Annotated in this window: 17 protein-coding genes and 2 tRNA genes; 18 read left to right on the top strand and 1 reads right to left on the bottom strand. The window is 47.0% G+C overall.

The window, feature by feature from the left end; all coding sequences use genetic code 11:
• The first annotated feature begins 28 nt into the window (after positions 1-28).
• The 6 genes from HXT56_RS04345 (at position 29) to HXT56_RS04320 (ending at position 8,703) form a co-directional block, all read left to right on the top strand.
• On the top strand, positions 29-1,909 hold the full coding sequence (locus tag HXT56_RS04345) for an ABC transporter ATP-binding protein (protein ID WP_421777838.1): 1,881 nt from the start codon (positions 29-31) through the stop codon (positions 1,907-1,909).
• Positions 1,910-1,911: 2 nt separating this feature from the next.
• Positions 1,912-4,044, top strand: a complete 2,133-nt coding sequence (locus tag HXT56_RS04340; protein WP_421777837.1) for an ABC transporter ATP-binding protein — start codon at positions 1,912-1,914, stop codon at positions 4,042-4,044.
• Between the two features lie 103 nt (positions 4,045-4,147).
• Positions 4,148-4,221, top strand: a tRNA-Asp gene (locus HXT56_RS04335).
• Positions 4,222-4,265: 44 nt separating this feature from the next.
• A tRNA-Phe gene (locus tag HXT56_RS04330) sits at positions 4,266-4,338 on the top strand.
• A 121-nt stretch (positions 4,339-4,459) separates the two neighbouring features.
• Positions 4,460-5,875: a leucine-rich repeat domain-containing protein gene (locus HXT56_RS04325; RefSeq protein WP_421777836.1), complete on the top strand. Its 1,416-nt coding sequence runs from the start codon at positions 4,460-4,462 to the stop codon at positions 5,873-5,875.
• A gap of 113 nt (positions 5,876-5,988) precedes the next feature.
• A complete protein-coding gene (locus tag HXT56_RS04320; RefSeq protein ID WP_421777835.1) occupies positions 5,989-8,703 on the top strand; it encodes a leucine-rich repeat domain-containing protein in 2,715 nt (904 codons plus the stop codon).
• Positions 8,704-8,875: 172 nt separating this feature from the next.
• Here the strand turns inward: HXT56_RS04320 and galE are convergent, their stop codons facing one another.
• Positions 8,876-9,886 carry a UDP-glucose 4-epimerase GalE gene (gene galE, locus HXT56_RS04315; RefSeq protein WP_250309673.1) on the bottom strand — a complete coding sequence of 337 codons (1,011 nt, stop codon included), beginning with the start codon at positions 9,884-9,886 and terminating at the stop codon, positions 8,876-8,878.
• A 208-nt stretch (positions 9,887-10,094) separates the two neighbouring features.
• Between galE and HXT56_RS04310 the strand changes: the two genes are divergently transcribed.
• The 12 genes from HXT56_RS04310 to HXT56_RS04255 all read left to right on the top strand — a co-directional run bounded on the left by HXT56_RS04310 (position 10,095) and on the right by HXT56_RS04255 (position 26,935).
• Positions 10,095-11,426: a DivIVA domain-containing protein gene (locus tag HXT56_RS04310; RefSeq protein WP_116711961.1), complete on the top strand. Its 1,332-nt coding sequence runs from the start codon at positions 10,095-10,097 to the stop codon at positions 11,424-11,426.
• 46 nt (positions 11,427-11,472) lie between these two features.
• Positions 11,473-12,075 carry a signal peptidase II gene (locus tag HXT56_RS04305; RefSeq protein WP_421778489.1) on the top strand — a complete coding sequence of 201 codons (603 nt, stop codon included), beginning with the start codon at positions 11,473-11,475 and terminating at the stop codon, positions 12,073-12,075.
• Positions 12,076-12,077: 2 nt separating this feature from the next.
• Complete coding sequence (locus HXT56_RS04300) at positions 12,078-13,097, top strand: RluA family pseudouridine synthase (RefSeq protein ID WP_421777834.1); 1,020 nt, start codon at positions 12,078-12,080, stop codon at positions 13,095-13,097.
• A 46-nt stretch (positions 13,098-13,143) separates the two neighbouring features.
• Positions 13,144-16,710 (top strand): DNA polymerase III subunit alpha, encoded by a 3,567-nt coding sequence (dnaE, locus tag HXT56_RS04295; RefSeq protein WP_421777833.1) that lies wholly within the window; start codon positions 13,144-13,146, stop codon positions 16,708-16,710.
• Positions 16,711-16,794: 84 nt separating this feature from the next.
• A complete protein-coding gene (locus HXT56_RS04290; RefSeq protein ID WP_421778487.1) occupies positions 16,795-17,508 on the top strand; it encodes a hypothetical protein in 714 nt (237 codons plus the stop codon).
• Positions 17,509-17,723: 215 nt separating this feature from the next.
• The gene (glnA, locus tag HXT56_RS04285) at positions 17,724-19,061 is read left to right on the top strand and encodes a type I glutamate--ammonia ligase (RefSeq protein ID WP_116711958.1); all 1,338 of its coding nucleotides are present in this window, start codon (positions 17,724-17,726) and stop codon (positions 19,059-19,061) included.
• 507 nt (positions 19,062-19,568) lie between these two features.
• Positions 19,569-20,441 (top strand): division/cell wall cluster transcriptional repressor MraZ, encoded by an 873-nt coding sequence (mraZ, locus tag HXT56_RS04280; protein WP_421777832.1) that lies wholly within the window; start codon positions 19,569-19,571, stop codon positions 20,439-20,441.
• Positions 20,441-21,484, top strand: a complete 1,044-nt coding sequence (rsmH, locus tag HXT56_RS04275) for a 16S rRNA (cytosine(1402)-N(4))-methyltransferase RsmH (protein ID WP_421777831.1) — start codon at positions 20,441-20,443, stop codon at positions 21,482-21,484. The genes mraZ and rsmH overlap by 1 nt, the downstream gene beginning before the upstream one ends.
• A 1-nt stretch (position 21,485) precedes the next feature.
• On the top strand, positions 21,486-22,124 hold the full coding sequence (locus HXT56_RS04270) for a hypothetical protein (RefSeq protein WP_421777830.1): 639 nt from the start codon (positions 21,486-21,488) through the stop codon (positions 22,122-22,124).
• The gene (locus tag HXT56_RS04265; protein ID WP_421777829.1) at positions 22,124-23,965 is read left to right on the top strand and encodes a peptidoglycan D,D-transpeptidase FtsI family protein; all 1,842 of its coding nucleotides are present in this window, start codon (positions 22,124-22,126) and stop codon (positions 23,963-23,965) included. The genes HXT56_RS04270 and HXT56_RS04265 overlap by 1 nt, the downstream gene beginning before the upstream one ends.
• Before the next feature lie 64 nt (positions 23,966-24,029).
• On the top strand, positions 24,030-25,238 hold the full coding sequence (locus HXT56_RS04260) for a UDP-N-acetylmuramyl peptide synthase (protein WP_421777828.1): 1,209 nt from the start codon (positions 24,030-24,032) through the stop codon (positions 25,236-25,238).
• 74 nt (positions 25,239-25,312) lie between these two features.
• On the top strand, positions 25,313-26,935 hold the full coding sequence (locus HXT56_RS04255) for a UDP-N-acetylmuramoyl-tripeptide--D-alanyl-D-alanine ligase (RefSeq protein ID WP_421777827.1): 1,623 nt from the start codon (positions 25,313-25,315) through the stop codon (positions 26,933-26,935).
• Positions 26,936-26,955: the final 20 nt, after the last annotated feature.

The raw sequence follows: 26,955 nt of genomic DNA, 5'->3' as shown, positions 1-26,955 counted from the left end.
CTTACGAATCATTTAAGGAGGGGGCGTAATGGCGGAAGATGTCACGCGAAAATCGTCGAAAAGATCAAAGAACCGCGCCGATCGTACTTCTCATGCTTTACGCACTGTTCTTCATTCTTTAAAGAATTATCGGCTGCTCGGCGTTCTTACTTCCGTAACAATTATTTTTGAAGCCGCTATGCAAATTATTATTCCTTCGGCAATGTCGAATCTTATTGATTTTGGAATTATGCAGCGGTCAAATAGTACCGCCTGGTACTACGGTTTGCAGCTTCTTATTTTTGCCGTGTTTTCTATGGTTGCCGGCGTTGTTTCTGGAGTTTGTTGCGCACATTCTAGCGCTGGTTTTGGCAGGAATTTGCGGCATAATATTTTTGCGCGCCTGCAACTTTTAAGTTTTTCGGATTTGGATAAGTTTTCTACCGGCACGATTGTGACTCGTATGACTAGCGACGTGTCGAATGTTCAGTTTGCTTACCAGTTGATGATTCGTTCTGGCATTCGTAGCGTTGTGATTATCGTGGCCGCGTGGTGGTTTACTTTTTTAATTAGTCCTGCGATTTCTTGGGTTTTTCTTAGTTTTGTGCCGATTGTTGGTTTAATTGGTGCGGTTGGTGCGAGTATTGTAGCTCCAGCTTTTATGCGAATTTACCGCATGGTTGATGAAATGAATAATCAAGTTGGCGAGAATTTGCATAATATTCGCGTTGTGAAATCCTATGTGCGTGAAGATTATGAAAACAGTCGTTTTATGCGCATTTCTCATAAGATTTACCAGCATTTTCTTAAGGCGGAGTATGTGCTTAATTGCAGCATTCCGCTGTTTAATGTGTGTTTTTATACGGGTATGTTGCTGGTTGCGTGGATGGCTTCGCGAGAAATCGTTGCTTCTGGAAATAATCCTGCTTTTGGTTTAACTACAGGAAATCTTGCGGCGTTGGTGGTGTATGCGCTGCAAATTTTGTTTGCTTTAGCGAATTTGGTTGCGGTTTTTGTTATGTCTGTAACGGCTCGTGCTTCGATGCACAGAATTGCGAAAGTGCTGCAATCGCAAAACACTGAGGTTGTTCCAGAATGTCCTCTTACTAAGATTTCCGACGCTTCGGTTCGTTTTGAGCATGTTTCGTTGCGTTATCCGAAATCGGATGATGCGGATGAATCTACGCCGGCAGAACAGGAAATTTTACACGATATCAACTTGAGTATTCCTTCAGGTGCAACCGTCGGTATTGTGGGGGCTACGGGTTCTGGAAAATCAAGTCTTGTGCAACTGATTGCAAGGCTTTACGACGTAAGTTCCGGCACGCTTTTTGTAGGCGGAAAGGATATTCGTAACTACGATTCTTCTAGTTTGCGCAATGAAGTCGGCTTTGTTTTGCAGAAAAATATTCTGTTTAATGGCACTATTGCAGAAAATCTTCGTTGGGGTAGATTGGATGCTACTGACGAGGATGTGCGCGAAGTATGTAAGATTGCTTGCGTGGATGAGTTTATTCAGGATTTTCCGGACGGCTACAACACGCATATTGAGCAGGGTGGTAAAAATGTTTCTGGCGGTCAGCGGCAGCGTTTGTGCATTGCTCGCGCGCTTTTAAGGAAACCCAAAATCTTAATTCTTGACGACTCCATGAGTGCAGTCGATATGAAAACGGATCGTAAGATTCGTGAAAATTTGAAAAAGTTTATGCCTGATTCCACGCAAATTATTGTGGCTCAGCGCGTATCTTCAATCGAGCACGCAGACATTATAGTTGTGTTGCAAAACGGACGCATTCTTGCCCAAGGTTCGCACAACGACTTGATTAAGTCTTGCGAACTGTACAGAAATATGGCGGAATCTCAAGCAAAAAGTAATGTAGCGGACGACGAAACCGCAGTAACAACTACGAGCGCAAAGGGAGCTGAATAATTATGTCTACTAAAACGGCTCAGTCTCCTAGCAAATCCACTAACAACAGCAGCGCTAACAACAGCAGCGCCAGCAACCGCAGCGCCAGCAACAGCAGCGCCAACAGACGCTCTAGCAGCAACCGCCGCACAATCAACTGGCCTGTGCTGAAACGTCTCGCTTCCTGCGTGCTAGTGTATCGCGCCAAAATTTTCGTAATCATAGCCGCGATCATTGTAAGCTCGATTGTTCAAGCTGCCTGCGCGATGTTCCTGCAATCCTTGGTCGACGTGTATATTCTTCCGCTCGTTGGCAAGCACAATCCGGATTGGATGCCGCTTGTGCGCATGATAATGCTTATGGCAAGCGTATATGCGGTTGGAGTGTTCAGCTGTTGGCTGTGGAGCCGGCTGGTTGCGAATATTTCCGAAAGCGTTATGCGCGATTTGCGTGACGCCATGTTTAAGCATCAGCAGAAGCTGTCGTTGCGCTACCTAGATGCGCAAGGCTACGGCGATATAATGAGCCGCTACACGAATGATACGGAAGTGCTTCGCGAAGCTATTTCCTGGGCTTTTCCAGACTCTTTTTCGGCGCTTATTTCGATTACGGCAGCTTTTGTGTCAATTATGTGGCTCTCGCTTCCGGTGGCAGCGTTTGTGGCCGTTTTCACCGTTGTTCTGCTGTTTTTAGTGCGATTTATGCTGAAACGTTCCGGTAAGCTTTTTGAACAATTTCAACATGCTTTGGGTGAGTTGAACAAATTTGTAGAAGAATCCGCAACTGGCAATAAAGTTATTAAAATTTTTAATCACGAAACAGTTACGCTTGAAAAATTAGACGATTGCGTCGAAAAAGTACAAAAAATTTCAGCAAGTGCAAATTCTTACGCAAATAATGTAATGCCAATAATCAGCAACGCAAGCTACTTACTATATGTGTTAATTGCGCTACTTGGAGCATGGGCTGCTTCAGTTGGTTTACCAACGCTTGGCATGGCAGGATCCGGAGCCTTAACGCTCGGCACACTTATATCCTTACTCACGCTGTCGCGCGCATTTATTAATCCTATTGGCGAAATTACTATGCAACTCAATTCGCTGATGATGGCAATTGCTGGAGCTTCGCGAATTTTTGAGCTTCTCGACGAAGAAGTAGAGCCAGACGACGGCACAGTGCGCTTGGTAAAAGTGCGCGTCAGCCAAACGCAGTCTCAAGAAAGTGAGCACACTTTCGACGTGCTGGAAGAAGTGAGCAAAAAAACTGAAGGCGAGCACGTTTACTGGGCTTGGAAGCGAGCTGTGCAAGATAACGGCACCAAAGCTGTGGTGCGCGCTTCGCAGTTAAGTCAGATGGCACAAACAGTGGTGTGTCATGCCAAACGCGACGCTTTAACTTCTCTAGACGGCAGGTATACGTTACTTCGCGGCGACGTGCGCTTTACGGACGTTGTGTTCGGATACGACCCTGAGAAGCCAGTTTTGCACGATATTACGTGGTTTGCAAAGCCGGGGCAAAAAGTTGCTTTGGTGGGCGCTACGGGCGCTGGGAAAACTACGATTGCGAATCTGCTTACGCGTTTTTACGATATTGATGACGGACAAATTTTGTATGACGGTATTGACGTTCGTGATATTTGTAAAACTGATTTGCGTTACGCTATTGGCACAGTTTTGCAGGATGTGAACTTATTTACTGGCAGCGTTATGGATAATATTCGTTACGGTCGCCTCGATGCAACTGACGAAGAGTGCGTAAAAGCGGCGAAATTGGCGCATGCTGACGCGTTTATTGAGCAGCTTTCTCACGGTTACGATACTCAGCTTACTAATGGTGGTGAGGGGCTTTCTCAAGGCCAAAAACAGCTTATTTCTATTGCGCGCGCAGCTGTAGCAAATCCGCCTGTGCTTATTTTGGATGAAGCTACTTCTTCAATCGATACGCACACTGAGGCGTTGGTGCAACACGGTATGGATGCGCTGATGCAAGATCGCACTGTGTTTGTGATTGCGCACAGGCTTTCCACAGTGCGCAATGCGGACGTGATTATGGTGCTTGATCATGGGCGCATCGTTGAACGAGGGTCGCATGAAGATTTAATGGCTCAGCGTGGCGAATATTATCAGCTTTGCACGGGCGCGATTGAGTTGGAATAAGATGCTTGATTTTGTGCGGCAACACGCCGAACACGCCCAGCGCTTGCATTTTGCTGAGGATTCTGTAAGATAGTGACTCGGCTGTTCAAGAGAACGAAGCCACGGCCCCGTAGCTCAGTTGGTTAGAGCGCCGCCCTGTCACGGCGGAGGTCACCGGTTCAAGTCCGGCCGGGGTCGCGATTAGTAGGAGACCCGGTTTGCCCGGGTTTTTTATTCATCATGGCTCTGTAGCTCAGTTGGTAGAGCGAGCGACTGAAAATCGCTAGGTCAGCGGATCGATCCCGCTCGGAGCCACTTCTTTTTTAGTTCGCGGTACTTGTGTGCCGCGTTTTTCTTTTGTTGCGAGTACCCTATTTTTCGGTAGTACGTTTGGGAAATAACCCACGTTTGGCTATTGATATAAAAGAAGGTGCGTATGATTAATAAAAAGTTTATAGCAACTTTGGCGACGACTGCCACGTTGCTTGGTAGTTTTGCGTTGGTATCTGTACCTTCGGTTGCGTACGCTAGCGATACCGCAACGTCTGAAACGTCTGCAACGTCTGAAACGTCGGCTAATCAGGACTCCACAATTACGTTTAACGACCCTGCTTTTAAAGCTCAAGCGCTTAAAAGTATGAAGGCTGCTGGTCTTATAGACGCTTCTGCTGATGAGGTGACTTCAGCTCAGGCAGAGCGCGCTACTCAGCTTCGCATTGCTGCCGTTGTTGCCGGATTGAATCCTGTTTCCAGCATTCTGGACTTTTCCAATTTTAAGAATCTTAAGGATGTGTCACTCGACGGCTCCCATGTTGCTGATTTGTCTCCGCTTTCGGGCTTAAAACAGCTGCAAAAGTTAAATCTGATTGCAGCTCCTCAGGCTGATTTGTCGCCGCTTTCGGGCTTAAGTAACTTAACTACGCTGGAATTGTCCGTTGCAGATAGTGCCGACGAAGATTCCAATGTTGACAGTATGGACTTGACTGCGCTAAAAGGCTTGGAAAATTTGCAAACATTAAATGTTGATTCGCCGGTTTCCCAATTGTCGCCTTTAGCTGGTTTGAAAAATTTGCAAAAGTTGGATATTACGGTTTCGTCGAATGCTGATTTAACTCAGTTGGCTGCGTTAAAGAATCTGCAATCGTTGAATCTTTACGGTCCAGAGCTTGCAGATTTATCGGGTTTGAGTAAAGTAACAACTTTGAAACAGCTGGTGTTGAATAGTGATGTTGAACAAGCTGTTAATGCTACTCCTCTTGCCAAGCTCACGAATCTTACTGATTTGAATATTGGTATGTCTCTTGAGGATGTTGCTCCGCTTGCTTCCTTGCTTAATCTTCAGAAATTGCAGCTTTCAGGGCCGAAGATTTCCAATGTTGCTGCTTTGTCGGCGTTGAAGAAATTGGAAGTGCTGAATCTTACCGGTACGGACGTGACTGACGTGTCTTCGTTGGGTACGTTGACTGCTTTGACGCGTTTGCTTGTTAATAGCAATGTGAACGGCGACAGTTTGAAGGCGTTGAAGCAAAAGTTGCCTTCGCTTAATGTAGTTTCGGATTATACTGCGGATGATACTCCGTCGAGTTCGTCTGATTCGTCTGATTCGTCTGATTCTAATACAGATCTTGATTTTGACTTGGATGATTTGGATTTGGGCGATATTGATTTTGGTGACTTGGGTGACTTAGGTGACGCTGGCGACACTGGAACTGGTGACGCTGGTGCTGGTGACTCTGGCACTGGAGATGGTTCTAATTCAAGCGATTTCAATTTTGACGATTTCAATTTTGACGATTTTGACTGGGATAGTCTGGATTTGAGCGATATTGATTTAAGCGGCTTAGGCGATTAGGCGACGTCGGTACTGTACTGGTACTGCTAATGCAAATTCATGTCGTTATATGCGTGGGTTTACTTAATAGAATATTGGTAAATCCTTGTAAGAAATAAAAAAGAAGGTACTATATGCTGAATAAAAAGTTTATGGCAATGGTAGTTGCGACAGCGACATTGTTTGGTGGTATTGCGGCTGCTTCTATTCCGGCTGCTGCGTATGCGGCTGACAGTGATACGGTTGCTTCTAACGGTAACCATACTGATTCTGACGACAATACTCCTATCCAATTTAAAGATCCCGAATTAAAGCGTGCTTTACTTGATAATTCTGGAGTAATGAGAGTACTTAAAAATTGGAACAGTAAAGAAATTACTTATGCGGATGCTAAAAAAGTTGGAGAAATTACCATTGATTCGAAGTACAGTGATATTTGTGATCTTTCTGATTTACAGTATTTCCCTAATTTAACGTATTTGAGTCTCCCTGGCACTGCTGTTTCGGATTTTACTCCGCTTAAAAATTTGAAGAATCTGCAGTGGTTGAGGGTTTCTGATACTGCTGTTTCTGATATTTCACCGCTTGCTGGTTTGGCAAATTTGGGTAAACTAGAGTTCACTAATACTCCTATTTCGGATTTGTCTCCGATTAAAGATTTGAAGAAGCTGAATTGGTTGTATCTTTCTGATACGAAGGTTTCGGATTTGACTCCTCTTGCTGGTTTGACGAATTTGACGGAGTTGCAGATTGCTGGTAATCCTATTTCGGATTTGACTCCGCTCAAAAATTTGAAGAATCTGGACGACATAAGATTAGGTTTTACTTCTGTTTCTGATTTGACTCCGCTCAAAGGTTTGAATGAGCTAACAGGCGTGAGTCTTGTCAATACCCCTGTTTCGGATTTGACTCCGCTTAAAGATTCAAAGAAGTTGATATATTTGGATCTTTCTCATACTGCTGTTTCTGATGTTTCGCCTCTTGCTGGTTTGACTAAGTTGAATAATTTGGCTCTCGACGGTACGAAGGTTTCGGATGTAACTCCTCTTGCCAGTTTGAAAGATTTGATGGATTTGAATCTTTCTGGTACGAAGGTTTCGGATGTGTCTTCTCTCAAAGACGCAAAGGATCTGTCAACTTTGAATCTTTCTGGTACGAAGGTTTCGGATGTGTCTTCTCTTAAAGATTCAAAGAATTTGACGACTTTGGATCTTTCTAATACTGCTGTTTCGAATGTGTCTTCTCTCAAAGACGCAAAGGATCTGTCAACTTTGAATCTTTCTGGTACGAAGGTTTCGGATGTGTCTTCTCTTAAAGATTCAAAGAATTTGACGACTTTGGATCTTACTGGTACTGCTGTTTCGGATGTGTCGCCTCTTGCTGGTTTGACTAATTTGTCAGCTTTGTATCTTTCTGGTACGAAGGTTTCGGATCTGTCGAAGATTGCTGGTTTGACAAATCTTTCAACTTTGTATCTTTCTGATACTGCTGTTTCTGATTTGTCTTCTCTTAAAGATTCAAAGAATTTGAATGCTTTAGATTTTTCTCATACTGCTGTTTCGGATGTAGCTCCTCTTGCTGGTTTGACTAATTTGTCAGCTTTGTATCTTTCTGGTACGAAGGTTTCGGATGTGTCGCCTTTGGCTGGTTTGACGAATCTTTCGACTTTGTATCTTTCTGGTACGAAGGTTTCGGATGTGTCTCCTCTTGCTGGTTTGACGAATCTTTCGACTTTGGATATTAGTGGCGGAATTGATGTTGCTCCGCTTTCTAATTTGGCAAATCTGTATTACTTGCGCATTAATGGTGGAAACCTTAAAAACGTCTCTTCGCTGAAGAATGTTAATTCTGTTACGATTGACGCTTCCAACATGAATATGCCTGAATTAGCTAATTTGCCAAATTTGCAAGGTTTATGCTTAAGTGGCGTACACAAGGCTGATGATATTGATGCGGCTACTATTGCTAAATTAAAGAATTTGAATACTTTGTACGTGGGTACCGATGTGAGTCCTGATGTAGTCCAAGAGTTGCAGCAAAAGTTCCCGAATCTATCCATTCTCTCTGATGCTAGCTTAAATGGTACGCAGTCTGGGACTGTTGAGCCTGTGAATCCGGTTGAGCCACCAGTGAATCCAGTTGAACCACCAGTGAATCCAGTTGAACCAGTGGATCCTGATTTTGACTTTGACTGGGACAATTTTGACTGGGACGATTTGGATTTGAGCGATATCGATTTTGATGATTTAGGTGACACTGGTACTGGAGAGTCTGGTGATACTGGAGATGATTCTGATCCAAGCGATTTCGATTTTGATGATTTCGACTGGGATAGTCTGGATTTGAGCGATATCGATTTTGGTGACTTGAGTGATTTAATTGACACTAGCTCTGTTGCTAACGCCAACTCTAACGATAACGCTGGTAACGCCAACTCTGGTACCGCTAACGCTGGTAACGCTAACGCTGGCGACGCCTCCGCTAACACTGGTACTGCTAACGCTGGTACTGCTAATGCGGGCGACGCCTCCGCTAACACTGGTACTACTAATGCTGGTACCGCTAATAATGGTACGGCTAACACGGGTACTACTAATGCTGGTACCACTAATACGGGTGCGGCTAATGCTGGTAACGCCAACGCTGGTACCACTAATACGGGTGCGGCTAACACGGGTAACGTCAACTCTAACGCTAACGCCGGTACTGCTAATAATGGTACGGCTAAAGCTAGCGACGCTAATAATGGTGCTGCTAAAGCTGGCGATGCTTCCTCTAACGCTGCTTCCTCTAACGCTGGTGCTGTTGCGCCCGTATCTGGGAACAACGTTGCTACTACGGTGGCATAAAAGCGTTGCTGCAGTTTGATTAACCGCTTAATGTAGTAAATATTTTCCCCACGTCTGCTTCCGATTCTATTAATTCGGAAAACAAACGTGGGGAAATTTTTTGTTCTAATTTAATCTTTTTCGTTTCGCAAAGTAACGTTTCGCAAAGCAACGTTTCCTAAGTTATTGTTTGCTAGTCGAGTTGCTTCCAAGACGCCACATCAATGTGATGCTCAGGATTTGCTTGCCAAGCTTTCCAAGCGGACTCCACAATGTCTTTCACGTCGTAGCGCGCGTGCCAGCCCATTTCCTCATTTATGCGCTTTGCGCTACCAATAAGCTGTGGAGGGTCGCCGGCCCTACGCTCGAGCACCGTTTCCCTAAATGGCAAGCCGGTAACGCGACGAACTTCCTCAACAATTTCACGAACGGAAGTGCCCTTGCCGGTACCCACGTTAAAAGCATCATACTTACGTTCATCGCGTTCAAGATATTGCAGCGCAGCAAGATGTGCGTCTGCCAAATCCGAAACGTGAATGTAATCGCGTACGCAAGTGCCGTCTGGAGTAGGGTAGTCGTCGCCAAAAATAGCAGGAGCTTTGCCGCGCTGCAAACGGTCGAGAAGCATAGGAATCAGGTTCAAAATAGCAGGATCTTCCAGCTCAACTGGTCCACAGCCTGCCACGTTAAAGTAGCGCAAAGCGCAGAAGCGGATTCCATACGTGTGCTCGCACGCGCGCGCCATCCACTCGCCAAAAAGCTTAGTTTGACCATAAGGATTAATTGGTAGCATCGGCACCACGTCCTCTGGCACTACTTCGACAGGTGGTACACCGTAAGTTGCTGCAGAGGAAGAGAACACGAGCTTTTTGACGCCACTGTCTTTCATACCTTCGAGAACATTGAGCATGCCGTTAATATTCTGCTGGTAATACCACAGTGGTTTTTCTACTGATTCTCCAACTTGCTTGCGTGCTGCAAAATGAATCACGGCGTCGACGTGCTCATCTTTCATAATTTGCGCAAGCCGCTTACCTGCGTCTGGGGAGGCAATATCCATGCCGTACAGTCGTGCGCCTTCAATACGTGTAGGCTTTCCATAGCTTAAATCGTCCACAACGACGACATTCTGCTTGGTTTCGTGCAAAGCGTGTACTACGTGTGCGCCAATGTATCCGCACCCGCCCGTAACAAGAACAGTCATTCTTGACCTTTCCTCGTATCTTTGTGTAATCAGTGCGATTATATCTCGCCAAACTGAACGAATTGCAAAATAGACTACACACATTTTTGCGCAGTCGGCGTTTTGCGAAATAAATTTTCGCATTATCTACTCAAATTTTCTGCGCACGTGATAGCATCGAATAGATATATATCAATGAGATGCGTCCCAAAAGCGAGGTGTAAAGCATATGACTCTGTTGACGCCTAAGGACATTCGAGAGCATACCTTCCAGATTGTACGTTTCAAGGGAGGATATGACGTTGACGAGGTTGACGAGTTTCTTGATCAAGTTACAGAAACGATTGAAGCACTTGGTCAGCAGGCAGTGCAGGGACTGGGTCAGTCCACGCAATCGCTTGGCCGTGATGTTGCGGGCTTGAATACCAAGATTGCTGAGTTAACTTCTCAAGTAGAGTCCTTAACTAAAGAAAATGAAACGTTGCGTAACGCTAGTAAGCAGCAGGGCGAAACTTCTGAAGCCGCTGCCCAGCTTGAGTCTACTGCAACTAAGTTGCGTGAAGCTGAAGAAAGCAACCGTGCGTTGGCTGCTCAAAACCAGCAGTTGAAGGAGCAATTGGACGGCTTGGGTGCTCAAGTTGATCAGTTGACTGCTCAGACCGCTCAGGCAGACAATGCTAAGCAGTTGCAGAAGGAATTGGAAACGATTACGCGTGAGCGTGATGACTTCCGTGCTAACAGCGAAAACTTGGGTCGTGAACTTGAGTCGGTTCGTCAGCAGCTTGTTGTTACCCAGCAGGAGAACTCCAGGGTTGAAGATCTTGCTAAGCAGTTGGAAGAATCCCAGCAGCGCGAGGAGCAGCTTCGTCAGCAGGTTGCTAAGTTGGAGCCAAATACGGAAACTGGTAGCTTGCAGAAGATTGCTGGCGCTGGAGTTGAAGCTCAGGGTTCTGAACCGGAGCGTGCTACCGCAATGTTGACTCTCGCTATGCAGTTGCACGATCAGTACGTTGATAAGGGCAAGGCAAAGGCTCAGCAGATTGTTGAAGAAGCTCAGTCTCACTATAACGACACTGTTGCTAAGGCTGACGAGTACTCTACTCGTACTCGTGGTGAAGCTGAAGAATACAGCAAGCAGACTCGCGGTGACGCCGACGACTATTCTGCACGCACTCGCTCTGACGCTGATGCTTATGCTTCCCGTGCTCACAACGAGGCCGACGCTTACTCTGGTAAGGTTCGTCAGGCTGCAGATGATTACTCTAAGCAAACTCACGATCAGGCTGATCAATACGAAGCTGAAGTACAGCATCGTGCGGCAGACTACGATTCTACTACTCGTACCGCTGCTGATGCTTATGCTCGTCAGGTGCGTGAGAATTTGGAGAAGCAAACTCAGGTTATCGAAGGCAATATTCAGAGCCTCAAGCAGTTTGAGACCGAGTATCGCACTCGTTTGACCGACTTCTTGGGCCAGCTTGTTGCTCAGGTTTCGGACGAGAATGCTTATGCTGAATTAGGTCAGAATCAGCCTGCTGAGAATGCTCAGCAAGAGCAGTGAGTATTCGACATTACTAAAGATCGGATAAATTTTGGCGCATAGAGATGTGCGTGTGAAACGGCTGCGTACCCGCGCAGCCGTTTTTGCGCTTATTGTTATTGTTGGGCTTGTTATAGATCGTGTAACTAAGCTGTGGGCGTTGGCTTCTTTAAGCGGCGGAAAGCATGTTGAGATAGTTCATAATGTTCTTTCACTGTCGTTAGTTAGGAATCCTGGGGCATCGTTTGGACTAGGTTCTGGGGCGACTTGTTTTATTAGCATTTTGGCTATTGTTGCTTGCGTTGCAATGCTGGTTGCGGTTCGGCGCACATTGTCGTTGCAGTGGACGCTGGCGTTGTCACTTGCCTTTGCTGGAGCGTTTGGTAATTTGATTGATCGTGCCATGTATGCCGAGGGCTTTTTGGATGGCAAGGTGATTGATTTTATCAACTACGGTTGGTCTGTTGGTAATGTCGCCGATATTATATTGGCGGTTGCTGGTGTTTGGTTTGTGGTGTTAGTTATTTTTGACTTCCCGTTTAAGCCTGGTAATGTTTCCAAATCTTATGGAACAAACGAAACAGGCGCAACAAACGCAACAAACGTATCAAACGAAACGAACGAAGCAGACGAAACGAATCAACTTTCTTCTGTGGAAAGTAACGAATAGTTATGCAATTTCCTACGCCTATTCCTGAAGATTTTGTCGGCTGCCGTTTTGACGTTGCAGTTGCTCAATTGCAAGGTATTTCGCGTTCTAAAGCGAGTGCGCTGATTGCTAGTGGTGTCGTATTTCTTGCGAATCGAAAAGCGTCTAAGTCGGCTGTGCTGCTTACTGGCGACGAAATAGTATGCGCTACGGAAACGGGAGTATCGCAAGAAGCAGTGGAATCGCAGGAAGCGGGAGTATCGCAAGAAGCACACGATTCCCGCCAAACGTACGATTTCAACCAAACGTTGCAACGTTTGCGCGACCAATACTTACGCATCGAAGCAAATATGACGATTGCCTACCAAGATGACGATATCGTAGTCGTAGATAAGCCGGTTGGTATGGCTGCTCACCAAGCTCAAGGCTGGGACGGACCAACCGTTGGACAGGCCTTAGAAAATCGCGGAATTAGCATCTCGGCAACTGCTGGAGACGAAAATCGTCGAGGCATCGTGAGCAGACTTGACGTTGGCACAAGCGGCTTAATGCTTGTTTGCAGAACGGATTTAGCGTACGAAGCTATGAAACAACAGTTCGCCAACCACACCGTTACAAAAACCTACCATGCGCTAGTACAAGGCGACTTGACGCAAAATAAGGCAACAATCGAGGCTCCAATCGGTCGTGCGAAAGTATCTGACTTCCGTTTCACGATTACGCCTGAAGGAAAGCCGGCGGTAACGCATTGGGATGTGCTGGAACGTTTTGGTAGGGCAACTCTCGCCAGTGTCAATTTGGAAACTGGTCGCACTCACCAAATTCGCGTGCATTTTACTTCTATAGGACACCCGTTGGTCGGTGACTCAATGTACGGCGCCAATCCGGTGCTTGCAGCACAATTAGGCCTCGAACGTCAATGGTTACATTCCACGGAGCTTACTTTTACGCATCCGCGCACCGGTAAATCCGTGACAGTTCGGTCGCATTATCCTTCTGATTTGCAACACGCGTTAGAAGCTATGCGAGCATTGTCAAAGTAGCGTTTTTGCATTTTTTCAGTCAACTTTCGACTATAGAATATCACTTATGACTCAGCCGGAAACCAATTTTGTACACTTACATAACCACACGCACTATTCGCTTCTCGACGGTGCGTCAAAAATCCCCGATTTGGTTAATACTGCGAAAGAATTAGGTATGCCGGCCGTTGCCATTACTGATCACGGCAACATGCACGGCGCGTACGAAATGTGGAGTACAGCTGTAAAAGCTGGAATTAAGCCGATTATCGGCATAGAAGCGTATGTGACTCCTGAAACCGCGCGTCAAGACAAAAGCCGCGTGCATTGGGGTACGGAAGATCAGCGTGCGGACGACGTTTCCGGCGGCGGTTTAATAACTCACATGACAATGTGGGCGGAAAACGATACTGGCTTAACGAATCTTCTTAAAGCTTCGTCTGTGGCGAATCTTGAAGGCCGCGTTATGCGCTACCCGCGTATGGATAAAGACGTGCTCGCAACCTACTCAAAAGGCGTAATCGCGTCCTCCGGATGCCCTTCTGGAATTATTCAAACGCGTCTTCGCTTAGGTCAGTTTAATGAAGCTTTACGTGCCGCAGGCGAGTTTCAGGATATTTTTGGGCGCGATAACTTCTTTATTGAACTTATGAATCACGGGCTTTCAATTGAAACGCGCGTAACAAAAGATTTGCTTGAGATTGCGAAAAAGATTAACGCTCCGCTGCTTGCTACGAACGATTTGCATTACGTTCACGAGGAAGATCGCGAAGCGCAGGATGCTATGCTTTGCATTAATTCCGGTTCGCGCCTAGACGATCCTGACCGCTTTAAGTTTGACGGTTCCGGCTACTATTTGAAATCTGCCGAGCAAATGCGCGAACTTTTTAAAGAGTTTCCTGAAGCCTGCGATAATACGCTTGAGATTGCTCGACGCTGCAATGTTATGTTTGACGACGGCGAAGATGGCGCTTTTATGCCACAATTTGACTGTCCAGAAGGCTGGGATGAGACTTCGCTATTCCTTAAAAAAGTTGAGGAAGGCTTGGAGCGTCGCTACAATAACAACATTCCGATGGAAGTGTTAAAGCAGGCTGACTACGAGTGCGGCGTGATTTGCCAAATGCAGTTTTGCGGATACTTTTTGGTTGTTGCAGACTACATTAACTGGGCTAAAGCGCATGGCGTAATGGTCGGCCCTGGTCGTGGCTCTGCTGCAGGAGCTATGGTTGCGTACGCAATGGGCATTACCGAGCTTGATCCTATGAAACACGGCCTTATTTTTGAACGCTTCTTAAACCCGGAGCGCGTATCATTGCCAGATATTGACGTTGATTTTGATCCGGATGGCCGCGCGAAAGTGCTTGAATACGTTGGTGAAAAATACGGCAGAGATAAAGTTGCTCAGTGCGTTATTTACGGAACGATTAAAACGAAGCAGGCGTTGAAAGATTCCGCTCGCATTATGGGATACGAGTTTTCAGTTGGCGAAAAGATTACGAAAGCCCTTCCGCCGTCTAAAAACGGTAAAGATATGAGCTTGCACGAAATGTTCGACGAAAAATCAAAGCGTTATGCCGAGGCGCGCGAGTTTCGTGAAATGTATGAAACAGATCCCGACACGCGTCGTATTACAGAAGAAGCAAAAGGTATTGAAGGTTTGATTCGTCAAACTGGTGTGCACGCTTGCGCAACAATCATGGGTTCGGAACCAATCACCAACACCTCGCCGCTTCTTGAACGCACTGACGGCACTATTACCACAACTTTCGAGTATCACACTTGCGAAACGCTCGGACTCGTAAAAATGGACTTTTTAGGCCTTTCCAACTTGACGGTTATTCGCGATACCTTGCGAAATATTGAAAATAATGGGAAAGAGCCGATTGATTATACGAAAATTCCTTTGGACGATAAACCTACGTATCAATTGCTTTCCAGGGGAGATACTTTAGGCGTTTTCCAGCTTGATTCCGACGGCATGCGCGCGCTTCTTCGCACCCTAAAACCGGATAATTTCAACGATATTTCGGCTTTGATCGCACTTTACCGACCTGGCCCTATGGATATGGATTCGCATACGAATTACGCCAAACGCAAGAATGGTTTGCAGGAAATTACTCCTATTCATCCGGAAGTTGCGGAACCGTTGAAGGATGTGCTGGGAGAAACCTACGGTTTAATCGTCTACCAGGAGCAGGTGCAGTCTGCTGCGCGTATTTTGGCAGGGTACAGCCTTGGTAAGGCAGACGTGTTGCGTCGAGCAATGGGTAAAAAGAAGCCGGAGGTGCTGGCAAAAGAGCAGGTGCCGTTCTTTGAAGGCATGAAAGCACACGGATATTCCAGGGAAGCTGCTCAAGCAGTGTGGGATGTTTTAGTGCCGTTCTCCGGCTACGCGTTTAACAAAGCTCATTCTGCAGCTTATGGCTTGATTTCCTACTGGACGGCTTATTTAAAAACGCATTATCCTGTGGAATTTATGGCAGCTTTGCTCCAAAACGAGCGTACTAATAAAGACAAAACCGCACTGTACTTGGGCGAGGCTCGTCGCATGGGTATTCAAGTTTTGCAGCCTGATGTGAACGAGTCTGTGCTCGAATATTCCGCAGTTGGGGATGTTGTGCGCTTTGGCTTGGGTGCTATTCGTAACGTTGGAGATAAAGCAGTAAACGATATTATTGCGGAGCATGAAAGTGAGCGCGGGCGTTTCGTAAACTTTATGGACTTTATTAAGCGTGTACCGATTACGGCGCTGAACCGACGCCTAGTTGAGTCGCTTATTAAAGCGGGAGCGTTTGATTCTATTGATTCGAATCGTCGCGCGCTGTTTCAAATTTGTTATCCCGCAATAGATTCTGTGATTGCGATTAAAAGAAAGCAGGCCGAGGGTCAGTTTGACTTGTTTGCTGATCTTGACTCGTCTTCCGACTCGAGCATCGATAACGGCATGGGAGATATGCAAATTAATGTGCCGGACGTTGAGGAGTGGGATAAGAAAACGAAGCTTAATTTTGAGCGCGAAATGTTGGGCTTGTATGTTTCTGACCATCCGTTAAGTGGATTGTCTGCGGTTTTGGCTGATTTGCGTGAAATGTCAATTGCGCAACTTATTGACCGTGCAAAAACGATGAGTGACGGACAGCAAGTGACGATTGCTGGTTTAGTTACTAGCGTGGATAGGCGAGTGTCTCGTAAGGGTAACGCTTGGGCAATCGTAACTGTTGAAGATATGGAAAGTTCCATACAGTGCATGTTCTTTGGAAAGGTGTACGAAGCGTCAGCGCAGGAGCTTGCGATTGACCAGGTGGTGCGTATTCGCGGGCAGGTTGAAGTGCGCGACGAAACGGTTTCTATGCGAGCCACGGAGTTTGAAGTGCCAACTCTGGAGTCGGTTGACGAGCGGCCGCTCACTATTGTGCTTCCTCGACAAGCTTTAGACAAGGGTCATGTTGCGGAATTAAGTAGTATTTTGAGCCGTCACCCGGGATGTTGCGAAGTGCGTTTGGCATTAATTGACGATACTGGGCGTGCGCAAGTGCTTACTTTTGGCGATCGTTTCCGCGTGAAGCGCGATACTTCGCTGTTTGCGGAAATGAAAATTGTTTTCGGATCGAACTGTTTGCCGAGCACGTAAAATATGCAGTATTAATTTGGTAAAATATAAGGTTTAAGAAGCTGTATTAAATAATCTATATTTAAAGGGGAGAAAGTAATGGAAATGTCAAATAATGGCGACGAGCGAAAAAATAACGAGCGTAAAAATAACGAAGCTAACGGTGACGATTCAGTACGCGCTTCTTTTACAGATGCTGAATTAGATAACGCGCTTGCAGGTTTTGAACGCGAATTTCAGGATGAATCCAAAGAAAATTCCGACAGCGAAAATTCAAAAAATGCTCAAAGTGACGGCAAAAATCAAGAAAATAGTACTCTTGATGACGCAATGCGAGACATTGAAGAAGCGAGTTTTGAAGAAGATTTAGAAGGGTTGCTTGGCAATAAGGCGAAAGTTGCCATGATAATCACTTACGTTGAGCCAGCGCAACTGCTCGCAGCCTTCTGCAAAATGGCGGACATTTCCGCAAAATGCTTTGACGAAGAACAAGGCGCCGTTGCCATATTAAAAAATCTCAAAGATAACGGTCCGGAAGAAGACGTAAAAGAATTCGTTGATCTCTTCCGCGGAATGGACGTTATGCTTATCGTAAATCGGGCCGACAAAATCACTGCAAAAATTTACCAAAATGGGGTAGAACCGCAGGAAATTGTGGCGCCAATGGCGTTAGCTGTGTGGTCAAGAAGAGTAGAAGACCTCGCCATTTGCATGGAAACAGTAGATACTCTTGCGAAACAAGACGTAACAATGTACGACAGCGACGATTTAAGCAACTTTGCTGCGTACAAAATCTTTAATAAATATGGCAAACAGTGAATATTGCGAAAAATACTGCGAAAAATATTGCGAAAAAGCAAGTGTTGCGTAATTTCATTACGATTACGTAAATTCATTGCGCATAGCTGAAATTAGTGCAGAATAATTTGCAAGAATACACTACAATATACATGACGTGCTTATAAATATTACTACGCAAGCCGGCTACTAAGCTCAATAATAGCGTGGTAAAAATGCTACCCAAGGGGCTGATTATGGATAGACAACAAGAGTTTGCTTTGCGCACTGTTGAAGAGCGTGACGTTCGTTTTATTCGCCTCTGGTTCACGGATGTGCTCGGTACGCTAAAATCTGTTGCTATTGCTCCTGCTGAATTAGAGGCCGCATTTGAAGAGGGCATCGGATTCGACGGTTCTGCTATTGAAGGCATGACGCGCGTCTTGGAAGACGACATGATTGTGAAGCCGGATCCGTCGACTTTCCAAATTCTCCCATGGCATGGCGGTCCTGAAGGCACGGCGCGCATGTTCTGCGATGTGCTCACACCTGACGGCGAGCCTTCGCTAGGGGATCCTCGCCACGTTTTGAAAACGGCGCTCGCTAAAGCGAAAGAAAAAGGCTTTACGTTCTACGTGCATCCGGAAATTGAGTTTTACTTATTTGAAGCGCAGGATGATTGGTCTAAAGCGCCTGTGCCTATTGATGAGGGTGGCTATTTTGACCACGTTCCTAAGAGTTCGGCGATGGATTTTCGTCGCAACGCTGTAAGTGTGCTTGAACAAATGGGCATTTCCGTAGAGTATTCGCACCATGAAGGCGGCCCTGGTCAAAACGAAATCGACTTGCGTTACGCGGATGCGCTTACTACCGCGGATAATATCATGACTTTCCGCACGGTAGTGAAGGAGATTTCTCTCGAGCGCGGCATGTACGCAAGCTTTATGCCAAAGCCTTTAACTGATCAGCCTGGTTCTGGCATGCACACGCATTTGAGCTTGTTTGAAGGCGATACGAACGCTTTTTATGAGGCTGGCCAAGAGTTTAATATGTCGCTTATTGCGCGTCAGTTTGCTGCTGGCATTTTGCATCACGCTTCGGAAATTTGCGCTGTGACTGACCAGTACGTGAACTCTTATAAGCGTTTGTGGGGTGGGGCGGAAGCTCCTAGCTACGTGTGCTGGGGTCATAGCAACCGTTCGGCGCTGCTTCGCGTCCCGCAGTATAAGCCAGGCAAAGGCAACTCTTGCCGTATGGAATTCCGCGCGCTCGATCCTGTGGCGAACCCGTATCTTGCCTACTCTGTGCTGCTGGCTGCAGGCTTGGATGGTATCGAAAAGCAGATGACATTGTGCGAGCCTACTAGTGACGACGTGTGGGAGCTTACTGATGCTGAGCGTCAGGCAATGGGTATTCAGCCGCTTCCGGAATCCTTGGATGAGGCGCTAAAGATTATGGAGCGCTCGGACTTTGTGGCGAGCGTATTAGGCGAGCATGCTTTCGAGTACTTCTTGCGCAATAAGCATCAGGAGTGGGAAGAGTACCGTCGCCAAGTGACGCCTTTTGAACTTGAGAAGTACTTGCCGCGCTTGTAGCTGTTTTGGCGTTTTTGTGGAACATTTGCGGGAGATTTTCCGGCGTTTGTTGTTGTTTTGGTGGTTTTTTGGAACATTTGCCGGAGTTTTTTCTACGCTGTTAAGACCCTAACGCAGAAACCGCGCTGCGTTAGGGTCTCATTTTGCTTGTTTTGGGACACTGGTGCAGTTGGCGCGCTGCGCTAGTGTCTCTTAATCCCGTTCTTCGGACCCGCGTGCAGTTGGCGTTCTGCGTTAGGGTCTCATTTTGCTTGTTTTGGGACACTGGTGCAGTCGTCGCGCTGCGTTAGGGTCTTTCGTTTGCGCTTTGACAGAGCGAGCGTTGTGTTTGTTTGTTATTAAAGCAGTTTGATTCCTTTTGTATTGTTTTGCGTTTGCAGCGTTTTGCCGATTTTTAGTAATTTTGTGGTTAATTTTGTAAAAAGTGGGGATTTTTGGGGAGAAATGGGGTAGAGTGGTGAGTAATGTGCATACGGCATAGTGCATGTTGAGTTAAGGAGGTGGAGTATGGTGCGTCGTGCTGCTCAAGAGCAACCGCAAAATCAAGCCAATACTTCATCTCAACGTTGCCAAAATCCGGCTCAATCAACTGCAGAATCAAACGTTTCCCAACCTACGCAGATGCCACTGCAAGGGTCGGTGTCGGCGCAAATTCCGCAGCAATCATATTCTCAGCCTATTCAGGCGCAGCTCAATCAGCCAATTAATCAGCCAATTAATCAGGTTTATTATGCTGTGCCAAACGCAACGCAACCAACTGCAATGTCCTCGCTGCAACAGCAAGTGCCAACCTCGGCTTCTTACTCATCTCCTTCTGCCGTGGTTAATCAAGCTGCTCAGTGCGCAACTATGCCTATGACATCTGTCCAGCCGGGAATTGCGCAGCCTGTAATGCAGCCTGTAATGCAGCAACCCGTAGTGCAATCCGTCTCCCAACTGCAAACCCCTATTTTGCTCGGTACTTATGCTCCGAAAATTGACGATAAAGGCCGTGTTGCGTTGCCGGCAAAATTCCGTGCGCAACTTGGCGGCGGTTTTGTGATGGCTCGCGGGCAGGAACGTTGCGTTTACGTACTTCCTATGGTTGAGTTTCAGCGCATGACCGCTCAAATCCAGCACACTTCTATGAGCAATAAGTCCGCTCGCGATTATTTACGCGTGTTTCTTTCTGGAGCGGTTGACGAAGAGCCGGATAAACAAGGTCGCATTGTTGTGCCGCCAATGCTCAGAGATTACGCCAGTTTAGGTGACGAAATAGTTGTTATTGGTGTTGGTACGCGCGCGGAAATTTGGAATAAGTCGGCTTGGGAAGCATATCTTGCGGATCGTGAGCAAGGTTATGCGGATATTGCCGACGATGTACTTCCGGCGGTGATGTGATGGCTGATGTGAAGACTGATATTACCGCTATTACCTCCATTCATGCGCCAGTATTATTGCAAGATTGTGTCGATTTAGTCACTCCCGCTTTGCAGCATGAAGGCTCAATCGTGGTGGATTGCACGCTTGGTCTTGCCGGCCACGCCACCGCTTTTTTGAAGGCGGCACCTTCCGCCACGCTTATTGGAATCGATCGCGATGCTGAAGCACTTGCGTTGGCGACTGAGCGCATGCGTAGTGAAGGACTCGAGCAGCGTTTTATTCCGGCGCATGCTGCCTTTGACGACATCGACGAAGTGCTTCGCGAGAACCATATTGACGGCATTGACGCAGCTTTTATGGATTTAGGTCTTTCAAGTTTGCAAATCGATGAGGCTGATCGTGGTTTTTCGTATTCGCACGATACTGCTCTCGACATGCGCATGGATACCACGCAATCTGTTACTGCTGCAACTATTTTGGCAACTTACGACGTTCGTGAGTTAGCTAAGATTTTCCGCGAGTATGGACAGGAACGTTTCGCATCGCTTATTGCGCGTCGTATTGTTGAGGCGCGTCAGTCCCAGCCGTTTACTACTTCCAGTCAGCTTGTGCGATTAGTTGACGACGTTATTCCTAAAGCTCATCGTGCTACAGGTAATCCTGCAAAACGTGTGTTCCAAGCGTTGCGCATCGAAGTTAATGGCGAATTAGATAAGCTTCAGCGTACACTTCCTAAGATTGCATTGCACTTACGTACGCATGGTCGTCTTGTAGTGGAGTCTTACCATTCGTTAGAAGATACTACAGTAAAGCGTTTTATGAGCCAGGGCTTAACGGTTGACGTTCCTGCGAATATGCCGGTAGTTCCTGACGGTGCGCAGCCGTTCTTTGCGGCACTTACACGGGGTGCGTTGAAGGCTTCGAAAGAAGAATTGGCGCGTAATACGCGTTCTTCTTCTGTGCGTTTGCGCGCTGTTGAGTTGGTTCGTCCTATTCCTCATCGTTGGATCGCGCGACTTGAGGATGCTGCTGGCAGAGCATCTCAAAAGGAGGTGCGCTGACATGGTTATTGGCATGAAAAGTCGTGTTTTGCGTTCAACTTCGTCTGCTTCAGCTCCGGCTGGTCGTGTGAAAGATGCCGCAACTCGTAAAGATTATTCGCATAATTCAGTTACTTCAGCTTTTCAAGCAGGTAAGGCTCACGCTTCGAGTGTTTCTGAGCGTTTCCATCGGGTTATGGCTTGGAGTAATACGCGTAAGGTTCCGCTTATTAATTGCGTTATTATCGTGATTTTTATGGTTGTGACGTTGTTGTCATCCCTTATGCTTCGTACGCAAATGGCTGAGATTTCTTTTGAACAGACTGCCGTACAGTCTCGTATTGCGCGGTTGCGTCAAGACGTTGAAACTACGCAGGCTAAGCTCGACACGCTTGAAGCTGAACTTCCTGCGAAGGCTCAAGAAATGGGTATGGTTCCGCAACAGGGTTCTATTGCGATTGACTTAAGTGATTACGCTGCGAAACGTAAGAATGGTGAAGCTGAGCGTAAGAAAGCGGATCGTCATGACGAAAAGCAGCAATCTTCGCAACAAAGCAGCCAAAGTAGCCAAAGCAATCAAAGCCAACAAAGCCAACAAAACCAACAAAGCAATCAAAACAATCAAAACCAACAACAATCAGCAATACAGGAGAAACATTGATGCGCCACTTAATCAAACAACGTTTCGCCCAGCAGCAGACATTTGTAAGCAAATGCACTGTTATCGCTATAGTTTTTGCAATTCTCGCTTCGTGCGCAATTGTAAAGCTCAGTTTTATCCAGCTGATTAACGCACGTTCTACCGCACAGGCAGCGCAGGCTGAGCGTAGTCGCGTGCGCCCAATTCTTGCTCGTCGCGGTCGTATTCTCGACGCGAACGGCGCCGTTTTGGCACAGAGTGTTGAGCGTTACAACATTATTGGCGACCCGTTGAATGCTCAAGCTTTTAAACCTACTCCTTGCACGAAACAGACCGAGCATAACTGTCATATTCTCAATGGTAAGCCGGTTGAAGGTACGGGCGCTGTGGCGGTTGCTCGTCTGCTTGCTCCGCTGCTGCATATGAGCTCTGTTGAAATTGGCGGGAAGTTGGCTGGTGTCGGCCGTTACGCTTTACTTAAGCGCAACGTTACTCCAGAAGTGAAACGTGCTATTGATAAGTTGAATTTGTCTGGCTGCATTTATGCAGAAGAAAGTAGTGAGCGCGTGTATTCGAGTGGACCAATTCTTGGTTCGCTTATTGGTGCCGTCACCAGTGCAGATGAAGTGAATCGTAAGGATGTGAAAAACCGTAGAGGTGAGGTTGGTGTTACGGGACTTGAGCTTGCGCACGATTCAACATTGAACGGCGTGGACGGTTACCAGCGCTACCAAGGCAATAATGCTGGAAACGAAAAGATTCCGGGCACTGTTACCGAATATAAGCCTGCGGTAAACGGTAGTGATATTAAGCTCACTATTGATAGCGACGTGGATTGGTACGTTAAGAAAGTGCTTCTCGACGGTAAGGAAAAGTATAAAGCAAAGTGGGGTATTGCTGTTGTGCAGGACGTGCACACTGGTGAGATTCTCGCTTTGGAAGATACGGACGATATTACCGCTGGCAGTACTGAAGCTAAGGTGAATGTTTCTCGTGCGGTGAGCCAAACATTTGAGCCTGGTTCTATTGGAAAGGCTTTTGCTTTGGCGGGTATGTTGCAAACGAGAGCGCGTAAGCTGAGCGATCGCTTTGTTGTTCCTAACTCTATTGTTAAGAATGGTCAGCGTTACCATGACGCACTCGATCACGGCGCAGAAAACTTGACTCTTGCTGGCATTCTAGCGGAATCTTCCAACGTCGGTATGATTATGGCCGGTGAAACTTACCCGGTTGATAAGCGTTACGAATACATCGCTAAGTTTGGTTTAGGACAGTATTCCGGCTTGAATTTGCAGGGTGAATCTCGTGGTCTGCTTCCTAGCTTGGAATCGTGGGATGGCCGTAAGAAGGAAACGGTACTGTTTGGTCAGGGTTATGCTGTGAACGCTTTGCAAATTACGAACGCTATGGCGACTATTGCAAATAAAGGTGTTAAGTTACGTCAAACCTTAGTGAAGTCTGTTATAGATTCTAACGGTCATGTGACCAAATCTAAACGTCCGGAGGCAACGCGAGTTTTGGATGAGAGCGTTGCGGCCGACATGATGAACGCTTTGGAGAATTCAGGCGACCACTACCATAATTACACTGCTATAGATGGTTATCGCGTTGCTGCAAAAAGTGGTACCGCTGAGGTTGCTGGTCCTGACGGCAAGCTCACCTCGAATATCAGCGACTGGTCTGGTGCCATTCCTGCGGATAATCCTCGTTTCGTGATTACGGTTGTGTTGCGTGATCCTCAAGGTGTGTATGGTGCTGTAACGGCAGGCCCACTGTTCAAGGCAATTGGCGAGTTTCTTATGCAAAAGTATGATATTCCAGCTTCCGCTCCTCGCACGAATCCAGCCCCAATTAATTGGTGACAGTGAGTGCGTTTGCATTAGTCCACGTCAGCAGTGCTGCTATAGTAACGAAGTAGGGTGTTAGATGAACGCGGTTGATGAATATTCAAGAACTAGGGTTACGTTAGGTTTTGCTGCTAAAAACTACGGTTTTGAAGTAGTGCCGGCTTTCGCTGCGGACGTAACTATTACTTCGATTGCTCACGATGTGCGTAAGGTGAGGCCAGGCTGCTTGTATGTGCCGATTGGCCATATTGATCGCCGTCAGCTTGAGGCTGCGCGCGATGCAGGTGCTTATGCTGCGTTGGTGACTCCGGAGTTGCGTTCTGAGGCTGCGGAATTGGGGATGCCTTTGCTGGTTTCGTCGGTGAATCCAGTGGCTCTTGGGAAACTTGCTTGCGATATTAATGCGGACCCTTCTTCGTGCGTTGCAACTTTTGCCGTTGCTGGTGATGACGACGACGATATTCATGCCAACGTGATTCGTTTGGCTGACTTTTTGCACATGCTTGGCAATCCAGTTGGCATTATTAGCGACGCTGGTTCGAGTTCTTTGCAGCGTGAGTTGTCGTTGCAGTATCCGCTTCATATTGCCGACGTGCAGCATGTGCTGTCGGTTTGCGTGGAAGACGGTGCGGCGGCCGTTGTTATTGCGTTAAATTCGGCGACGCTGTCGAAGAATGCGTTACAGTCAGTAAATATTGATGTGTTGGGTGCTGAGCAGACGCATCGCGCAGCAGAGGATGCATCTTCGTCTGGATACGCAACAGCGAATACTAAGGCGACTGAGCAGCTTTCATTAAAAGCGCCAGTTTCGGCCGTACCTCCTGTTCCAACCGTGCAGCTTACATCAACTGAGCCGTCTACTTCTTCCCAATCTAATTCTTCGACTGTTGATTCTGCGCAAGCCGAGCCTACTGCTTCTCAGGCCGCGTCTGCTTCTGTGGAAAGCGCCTCTCAACCAAGCGGTGATTCCCAAGTCGAAAAAGTTTCTTCTGACACATTACCTGCAGTTGCGGCACTGACAACTACCACTTCTCTGCTCGATTTGCCGCCAGCTGCTCCAACCATGAGTTTTTATTCTTTGCGTCAACGCTACGGTTTTTGCAGCAGGGATCATGCGTATTGCGTCACTCGTTCAGCCGATTCCGACGAATTAGCTGCTTTAGCTGATCAAATTGGTGGCAAAGATGTGCACCGACACCTTTCCTTGTCTATTGCAATGGTGTTGGCTGCTGGCGTGCGTCGGGGAACCATTAAAAGTGCGTTGCGAGTTTCTCACGAGTTGCGTTAGTATATGTAATTTCGCGATTTTGTTGCACGCATAGTTGCTGTGCAAGTCGTGTGAGTTTGTAGTTTGGAGGATGTATGAGTTTTGTGGATCATGTTCACATGATGCCGATGACCGTTGGCGATATTGCGAAAGCGGTGAATGGAGAGCTTAGTGGCGGCAATGCTGACGATACTGTAACTTCGGCGTGTAGCGACTCTCGTCAAGTTAAGCAAGGTTCTGTTTTTGTGGCAATGGTTGGTGAGCGCGTAGATGGGCACGATTATGTTTCCAGTGCGCAGAATTCCGGCGCTGTTGCTGCTATTGTTGAGCATATTGTTGACGGCGTAGATATAGCGCAGATTGTGGTGAATAATTGCGTTGAAGCGTTGGGGTTGCTTGCGCAATATAATTTGCGTCTTCGTCGTGCTTCCGATAATCCGTTTACGATTGTTGGTATTACGGGTTCAGTTGGTAAAACAACTACGAAAGATATGTTGCATGCTCTGCTGAGCACTATTGGGGAAACGGTGGCTCCTGTCGGTTCGTTTAATAACGAAATTGGTTTGCCGCTTACAGCTTTGCAAGTGAACGATAAGACGCGATTTTTAGTGGCGGAGATGGGCGCTAATCACGTTGGTGAAATCGCAGCGCTTACGAATATTGCTCCTCCTGACGTTGCTGTCGTGCTGAAAGTAGGTACAGCTCACTTGGGTGAGTTTGGTTCCGTTGAGCGTATTGCGCAAGCAAAAAGTGAGATTGTTCGCGGTCTTGTGCCGCATGGCATAGCGGTGTTGAATGCTGACGATACGCGCGTTAGTGCCATGGCTAATTTGGTTGATAAGCAGCACGCTCGTTGGTTTGGTAAAAATACTAGCGACGGATTGTTGGAAGCTGCGGCTGCTGGTGAGTATCAGTTGTGCGCTAGCGATATTGCGTTGGATTCGTTAGGAAAACCGATTTTTACTCTTACGGAACGTAACTTTAGTGCAAAATCGGCTCCAAATACTAGCGAGGCTCCAAATACTAGCGAAAACTCTTATGATACTTGCCAAATCCAGGTGCATCTCGCTTTGCCGGGTGCGCATAATGTTATGAACGCGCTTGCCGCGGCAAATGTTGCGCGCTTGCTGGGCATGAATCTTCGTAATATTGCTGACGTTCTTTCGCAAGTTGCGCATATTAGTCCTCACCGTATGCAGCTGAGCACAGTGCATAACAATGGTGAGCAGTTCACGCTTATTGACGACTCGTTTAATGCCAATCCTGATTCCATGAAAGCTGGTATTGACGGTTTGTGCGCGTATGAGCGTGCTGACGGGCGTGATTCTTCTCAACTGTTCCGTATTGCTGTACTCGGTTCTATGCTTGAACTTGGTGGCAGTGAAGACGAGTTGCATGAGAAGATTGGTTCGTATGTTGCTCATGCCGGTGTCGACGCTGTGGTGGCGGTTGGTTCGCAAACTGATGCAACATTGGATCATCTTGCCCAGTGCATAGTGAGCGGTGCGCGTCAAGACTGGCAGCATAAGGTCCTTAGTGCTGATGATGCGTTGCATGTTGTGCATAGTGCTGAGGCTGCGGATGCTGTAGTGTGGAAGTTGGTGGCTGCACATCCGAGTAGCGTGGTGTTATTGAAAGGATCGCATGCTTCAGGTTTGAGCGTGTTGGCTGAGCGTTGGGCAACATTACTGCCTGCTGGTAGTGCTGCTCGCAAATAAGACTAAAGGCAAGCGTAACA

This window comes from Gardnerella nova (genome assembly GCF_049244055.1).
Classification (GTDB): Bacteria; Actinomycetota; Actinomycetes; order Actinomycetales; family Bifidobacteriaceae; genus Bifidobacterium; species Bifidobacterium vaginale_H.
The sequence above is the reverse complement of the archived record's forward strand: the minus strand, read 5'-3'. Positions and strand labels throughout refer to the sequence as shown.